Source organism: Nocardia sp. NPDC006982 (genome assembly GCF_042869435.1).
In the GTDB taxonomy this organism is placed as follows: domain Bacteria; phylum Actinomycetota; class Actinomycetes; order Mycobacteriales; family Mycobacteriaceae; genus Nocardia.
In genome coordinates, this window is record NZ_JBIAFV010000037.1 from 21360 (window position 1) to 28548 (window position 7189).

The 7189-nt window shown below is 67.5% G+C and carries 5 protein-coding genes, 1 rRNA gene and 1 pseudogene; all 7 read right to left on the minus strand.

The features are described 5' to 3' along the window. Position 1 precedes the first annotated feature (1 nt). Positions 2 to 1771 carry a DNA repair protein RecN gene (recN, locus tag ACFYOW_RS47430; RefSeq protein ID WP_387298427.1) on the minus strand — a complete coding sequence of 590 codons (1770 nt, stop codon included), beginning with the start codon at positions 1769 to 1771 and terminating at the stop codon, positions 2 to 4. Continuing rightward, positions 1765 to 2775: an NAD kinase gene (locus ACFYOW_RS47435; protein WP_387298429.1), complete on the minus strand. Its 1011-nt coding sequence runs from the start codon at positions 2773 to 2775 to the stop codon at positions 1765 to 1767. The genes recN and ACFYOW_RS47435 overlap by 7 nt, the downstream gene beginning before the upstream one ends. After that, positions 2772 to 3593, minus strand: coding sequence for a TlyA family RNA methyltransferase (locus ACFYOW_RS47440; RefSeq protein WP_387298431.1), 822 nt, complete (start codon positions 3591 to 3593; stop codon positions 2772 to 2774). The genes ACFYOW_RS47435 and ACFYOW_RS47440 overlap by 4 nt, the downstream gene beginning before the upstream one ends. A gap of 1 nt (position 3594) precedes the next feature. Further along, a complete protein-coding gene (locus ACFYOW_RS47445) occupies positions 3595 to 3897 on the minus strand; it encodes a hypothetical protein (protein WP_387298433.1) in 303 nt (100 codons plus the stop codon). Between the two features lie 13 nt (positions 3898 to 3910). Then, positions 3911 to 4807 (minus strand): HAD-IIA family hydrolase, encoded by an 897-nt coding sequence (locus tag ACFYOW_RS47450; RefSeq protein WP_387298435.1) that lies wholly within the window; start codon positions 4805 to 4807, stop codon positions 3911 to 3913. Between the two features lie 395 nt (positions 4808 to 5202). Beyond that, positions 5203 to 6201, minus strand: a pseudogene (locus tag ACFYOW_RS47455) (tetratricopeptide repeat protein); the annotation flags it as partial. Positions 6202 to 7101: 900 nt separating this feature from the next. Continuing rightward, positions 7102 to 7189 (minus strand): 5S ribosomal RNA (gene rrf / locus ACFYOW_RS47460); the annotation flags it as partial.

A 7189-nucleotide genomic window follows, 5' to 3' on the forward strand; every position in this document is an offset into this window, starting at 1 on the left:
CTCAGGCGCGGGCGCGTTCGGCGCGGGCGGTTTCGAGCAGTTCCTCGGCGTGAGCTCGGCCGGTTTCGGTGTCATCGAGACCGGCCAGCATGCGAGCCAATTCGATGACACGCTCGTCCTTGGTCAATGCCCGGACCCCGCTGTTGACCTTGCCCTTGCCGTCATCGGACTTGTCCACCACCAGATGGGTGTCTGCGAATGCCGCGACCTGCGGCAGGTGGGTCACCACGATCACCTGATGGGTGCGCGCGAGCCGAGCCAGTCGGCGGCCGATCTCGACCGCGGCCCGGCCGCCGACACCGGCGTCGACCTCGTCGAACACCATCGTCGCGCCATGATCCGAACTGGCAAGCACCACTTCTAGAGCCAGCATCACGCGCGACAGCTCACCACCGGATGCGCTCTTGCTCAACGGCAACGACTGCGCGCCGGAGTGCGCGGACAGCCGGAATTCCACCTCGTCGACACCGGTCGAACCCGCATGCAATTCCTGCCCGTGCACCGTCAGCGGCGCGGAATCCTGCGGGCTCGCAGGCACCGGCCGCACCACGACCTCGAGCTTCGCCTTACCCATCGCAAGCCCACCGAGTTCGGCGCTCACCGCCGAAGCGAGCTTGCCCGCCGACTTGGTGCGCGCCGCGGTCAATTTGTGTGCCGCTTCCCGAACGCGTTCCGCGGCGATATCCACCTCCGCCGCCAGCGCCGCCAGCGCCTCTTCGGAGACATCGAGCGAGCCGAGACGCGTGCGCGCCTCATCCGCCCACGCGATGACCCCGTCGATATCCGGTGCGTACTTGCGCGTCAGCGATTTCAATTCGGCCTGCCGGGTGAGCAGCGAATCCAATGCGCCCGGGTCCGAAGGCAAGTCCGACAGATAACCACTGAGCTCGGTGGTGAGATCGACGACCACCGCGATGGCCTCACCGAGCCGCGGCCCGAGCGCGGTCAGCGCCGGATCGTGGGCCGATTCGATGCGGGCCCGCGCGGCACCGAGCAATTCCAGTGCGCCCGAACCCTCTTCGGGCGAATCGGCGGGACCAGCCAACGCGTCGTGCGCGATCGCGGCGGCCTCACGCAGCGAATCCAGATCGCTGAGCCTGCGCACCTCGTCGACGATGCGCTCGTCCTCCCCGGGTTCCGGTGCGGCGGCATCGATTTCGGACAGCGAATGTTTCAGCCGGTCGGCCTCCAGCGCGAGTTCCCTACTGCGCGCGGTACGTTCGAGCAGCTCAGTGCGGGCGTCGAGCCAGGATCGCCGCTGCACCTGGTACTTACGCAGCAGCGAACCGACCGTATCGGCGGCGAACTGATCCAGCGCGGACAGCTGCTGGTCCGGACGCTGCAGGCGCAGCTGATCGTTCTGGCCGTGCACGGTCAGCAACGGCGCGGTGAAATCGGCGAGGACAGCGGCAGGTACGCCGCGCCCACCCAGGTGCGCGCGGGAACGTCCGTCACTGCCGACGGTGCGGATCGCGATGATGCTGCCGTCGTCATCGCGTTCGGCCGCAGCCGCTTCCAGGACTTCCTGCACTTGCTTCTGCGCGGTGGTATTCACCTCGTCGACGGTGAACCGCCCCTCGACCACGGCCCGGTCCGCACCCAACCGGACACGGCCCGCATCGGCCCGCGCCCCGCTGAGCAGATGCAGGCTGGTCACCACCATGGTCTTACCGGCGCCGGTCTCACCGGTCAGAACCGTCAGCCCCTCATGGAATTGCGCGGTGGCCGTGGATATGACGCCAAGCCCGTCAATCCTGATCTCTGTCAGCACTCGTCCTCACCCACCCCGCCGGCTCCGATCCCCCGGCTGATCTCCGTTCGCCGTCGGCCACGCCAGCCTGTCACGGGCAATTGGAATTTGCGCACCATCCGGTCTGCGAACGGTGCGGAATCCAACCGCACCCACCGCACCGGTTCGGCGCCGCGGACCGCCTCGAGCCGGCCGCCCTTCGGCAATGCCAGGGTGCGCCTGCCATCCAGGAAAACTATCGCATCATGGCCCACCGCAACGGATTCGACCGCGATTCTGGATTCCGGACTGGTCACCAGCGGCCGTGCGAAGAGGGCGTGCGCATTGCTCGGAATCACCAGCAGCGCTTCGAGTTCCGGCCACACCACCGGGCCGCCAGCGGAGAACGCGTAAGCGGTCGATCCGGTCGGTGTGGAGATGAGGATGCCATCGCAACCGAACTGCGAAACCGGCCGCCCGTCGACCTCCAGGACCACCTCCAGCACACCCATGCGCGCGGCGTTCTCGATACTGGCTTCATTGAGCGCCCAACCGGTTTCGACGATCTCGTCGTCCACCCGGACGTTCACATCGATCGTCATCCGATGCTCGAGGCGGTAATCGCCGCGGACCACGCTCGCCAACGCCTCATCGAGGTGTTCGGCCTCGGCCTCGGTGAGAAAACCGATGCGGCCCAGGTTGATTCCGAGCACCGGCACCCCCGCCGGCCTGGCCAGTTCGGCCGCGCGCAGAAAGGTGCCGTCACCGCCGAGCGAAAGCACCATCTCGCAGCCGACCGCCGCGTCCGGGCAATGCTCGACCACGCGCGCCGGATATCCGCCCGGTTCCGCGATGGCCGTCCCGCCCGGGGTGTCGGGCTCACAGTCGAATCGCGTGCTGTCCGCCTCGTCCGCGAGCACGCGCAGCCCGATACCCGCGTCCGCGAAAATCTTCGCGACACGATGAGCGGTTTCGATGATCTCCGCCCGGCCCGGATGCGAAACCAGCAGAATCTCTCTGGATTCGGCCGGCGTCAGCGCGTTCACTGTGGACCCTCCTCAACCGCACGTTCGACAAGCGCCGCGACCTGCTCGCCGTCGTACTCGAACTGCCCGTCTTTACGCAGCCACACAAAGTATTCGACATTGCCCGATGGGCCGGGCAGCGGGCTGGCCACCACCCCGACGGTGCGCAAGCCCAATCCGGCGGCCGCCGCCGCGACATCGCGCACCACTTCCGCGCGCAATGCGGGATCACGCACCACACCGCCGGAGCCTACTCGCTCCTTGCCCACCTCGAACTGGGGTTTGACCATAGGCAACAGGTCGGCACCCGGCGCGGAGCAGGCCGCGAGGGCGGGCAGCACCAGATTCAGTGAGATGAACGACAGATCACCGACAACCAGTTCGACGGTGCCGCCGATGGATTCGGGGGTGATGGCGCGAACATTGGTGCGATCGAAAACCCGCACTCGATCGTCGTTCTGCAGCCGCCAGATCAGCTGGCCATAGCCCACATCGACGGCGACGACCTCACGCGCCTGCCTGGAGAGCAGTACGTCGGTGAAGCCACCGGTCGACGCACCGGCATCCAGGCAGCGCTTCCCCCCGACGGTCAGGCCTTGGGGTTCGAATGCTTCGAGCGCGCCGAGCAGCTTGTGCGCACCACGCGACGCCCACGACACCTCGTCGGGCTCCTCGCGCACAACCAGCGGCGTGCCGGTCTCCACGGCAGTCGCCGGCTTCACAGCGACCGTTCCAGCAATCAGGACGCGGCCCGCACCGATCAGCTCGACCGCATGTTCACGCGATCGCGCCAATCCGCGGCGAACCAGTTCGGCGTCCACCCGCGCGCGCCTGGCCACCTCAGATCTTGTCCACCGTGGCCAGTGCCTGCACGAGCACTTCATGCGCCTGTTCCAGGATGCGGGCGCGCCGGGTGATATCGGCGCCGGAATCGGAGGCCGTCGGCGGGGGCGCCGCCAAGCCGGCCCACGCCGGACGCGCGTCGAGTTCGGCGAGCAGACCGTCGATCTCGGCGCGGATCCGCTCGGGGTCGGCAGGCTCCGGGCGTCCCTGTGCACCCGGCAGATGCTGGCCGGGCAGCGGTGGCCCGGGGCGCGGTCCATTCGAGCCGGGTCCGTTGGGGCGTGGCATCGGAGTAGTCATCGTGGGGTCAACGCTATCGGATTTCCGAACCGGACGCGTGCACCCTTACGGCTCTTCCCGGGTTACGGCGCAGGCGTTCCGCCAAGTCGTCGGCGAGGTCGGTCGCCTCGTCCTCGACCGGCGGATGATTCAGTGCATCCAATGACTCCGAGACGTAGGTCGGGATCAGGGCCGCCGGGGCGTCGCGTAGTTCGTCGAGGGTGCTCACGCCGGTCAGGACCAGCAGTGATTCGAGGCCGACACGGTTGGCGCCCTCGATATCGGTGTCCAGGCGGTCGCCCACGACCAGCGCGCTGCGCGTTCCGGCGCGCACCAGGGCGTCCTCCAGCAGTGGCGCATAGGGTTTGCCCGCTACAACAGGCTCTCTACCGGAGGCAGCACGTAATGCGGCGACCATGGCGCCGTTGCCGGGCGCGAGGCCACGCTCGTTAGGCAACGTCTTATCGGTATTTGCGGCGACCCACAGTGCGTCGGCGCTCAGTGCGTAGGCAGCCTCGGCCAGATCCGGCCACGCGGTTTCGGGTGAATGTCCTTGTACGACAGCATCGGGCGCGGCGCCGTTGAAGCGCCGGATCGAACGCAACCCGACCGCTTCGACTTCTTTGGCCAGGTCATCGGTGCCGACGATCAACACCGTTGCCCCGGAATCGAGCCGCTCGGCCAACAACCGTGCCGCCGCCTGCGCACTGGTCACGACATCATCGGTTTCCGCCGCGAACCCGAGCTCGATCAAATGCCGTGCGACCACATCCGGACCGCGACTCGCATTGTTCGTGACATACACAAGCCGCTGTGCCGCAACGGAATCCGCCAACGCCTCCGGCGCGCCCTCGATCACCTCCGGCCCGCGATACAGCGTGCCGTCCAGATCCAGCAGCAGGGCTTCATACCGCTGTCGTAGCCGCTTCACACCACTCTCACTTCACGTAACCGACCGACACCTTCCCGAACCCTACGCCAGCCCGCCGACAGGAAAACGACGGCGTCGACCGACCGTATGCCACAGGTCCGCTTCCGAACCCACGCTCGAATCAACAGTGCGACGTGCGACACCGCCTAGCCAGCGCGTTGCGCGATGTTCGCAGTCGGCCATGGCGACGAGCGACCAAAACCTCCGGACATCCGGCGGGCAGTGCGCAACCTGAGAAGCCACACCTTCGCTGGATAGGCCCAACGCGAGACTGTGCCGCCTCTTCCGATACGGCCCGGGCGCCCGCACCCCTCTTGACAGGCTGTCCGACTGGATCTCCCCTGCACCTGTGATCTGAGTCGACGAGCTCGGTGTCGGGTCCCAGCTGGCTGTGCCTATAGGTCGGTGTCGCCGGTTAGTTCCTCGGCGCGCTCCTCGGCATCGGTTTCGCCGTCGAGGTCGGCGGAGGCCGCGTTGAGGAACCAGGTGAGGCCTTCGGCGGTGCGGCCCGCGGCGACCAGGGCGTCGGCATAGGCGTAGAAGAGACGGGCGGCGGCGGAGCCGGTGCGGGAGGGGTCGAGTTCCGAGGTTTGCAGGGTGACCACGGCCTGGTCGTATTGGCCGAGATCCATGCGGGCGCCGGCGACCACGATGCGGAGTTCGGTGGCCTCGTCACCGCGCAGGGCGCGGGCCTCATCGCTGCGGCCCAGTTCGATGGCACGTTCGGGGCGGCCGAGGCCGCGTTCGCAGTCGGCCATGACGGCGAGCAGACCGGAACCTCCGGACATCCGGCGGGCCGTGCGCAATTCGGAAAGGGCCTCAGCCCACTCGCCCGCGTGATAGGCGGTGACGCCAGCGGTTTCGCGGACCACGGCAATGCGGCCGGCGCGTTGGCGGGCCGCCCGTGCATGAGCCAAAGCGAGACGCGGATCGTCGTCGATGAGTCGGGCCGCCATTACAAGATGCCGGGCGACCGTTTCGGCATTGCCCTTATCCAGACTCAGCAGGTCGCGACGCACCTCGGTTTCGAGGTCGGCGGCCTGGACGTCATCGGGCAGATCCGGCTCTTCGGGACGCGCGGCGCGTCGATCAGCCGAACCACCCCCGGCACGTGCGCCCTCGCCACCACGACGGCGATCCTGCACGTCGTCGCCGCGGGTCCAGCCGCCGCGCTGACCGGAGTCACCGCCACGGTTGAAGCCGCTACTACGCTGTCCGGCGTCATCGCGTCGCTTGAACCCGGTGCCTTCGTTCACGTCGCCGCGCTGACTCGAGTTGCCACCACGCTTGAAACCGCCGCGCTCACCGCTGCCACCACGGCTGACCCCGCCGCGCTCCGCCGAGTCACCACCGCGGAAACCACCGCGATCCCCCGAGTCACCACGGTTGAAACCGCCGCGATCGCTCGAACCGCCACGGCTGAAGCCACCGCGATCGCCGGAACCACGGCTGGATCCGCCACGGTCACCAGAACCACTGCGGCCGAAGCCACTTCGATCGCTGGAATCACTGCGCTGACCCGAATCGCCACCACGTTTGAAGCCACGGCGCTCGCCGGAATCACCGCCACGGTTGAAACCGCCACTCTCACTGGAATCGCCCCGATCGAAACGGCCGCGATCGCCGGAGCCACCTCGGCTGAACCCGCCCCGATCGCCCGCATCGCCGCGTCGGCCCGAATCACCACTGCGGTTGAAACCACCGCGTTCGTCCGAGCCGCCACGGTTGAAACCACCCCTGTCGGCCGAATCACCGGAGCGCTTGAATCCGCCGCGCTCACCCGAACCACCACGGTTGAAACCACGGTCGCCGGAATCACCACGCCGGCCGGAGTCGCCGCGCTCGAAACCGCCACGGCCGCCGCCGCGGTTGAAACCTCCGCGATCATCGGAACTGCGGTTGAAGCCGCCACGCTCACCGGATCCGCTGCGCTTGAAACCACCCCGGTCGCCGGAGCTGCGATCATTGGAATCGTTGCGGCGGTTGGAGTCGCCGCGGTCGTTCGAACCACTCCGGGTCGAGTCGCTGCGTTTGAAGCCGCGCCGTTCACCGGAATCACCTCGGTCGGAAGAGCCGCGAGAGTCGCCGCCTCGATCGCGGTCGGGACCGTCCTGCCGGAAAGACTTCCGGCCGTCGTTCTGTTCCGACACGGTGGCCCCTTTCTAGGTTCCGCCAGAGGTTGTCGAACCCCTGAATTCAATCACGTGTCGGCAGTCGGGCCCGAACACGGCATAGATATAGGTGCATAAACGACGATAGGGGACCCAGTTCTGGGTCCCCTATCGTGAAGGATGTTCCGGCGGTGTCCTACTCTCCCACACCCTGTCGAGTGCAGTACCATCGGCGCTGGTGGCCTTAGCTTCCGGGTTCGGAATGGGACCG

Bases quoted from the DNA above. Each gene is read 5' to 3' on its own strand.
- ACFYOW_RS47445 (WP_387298433.1), bottom strand. From the start codon at position 3,897: ATGACTACTCCGATGCCACGCCCCAACGGACCCGGCTCGAATGGACCG.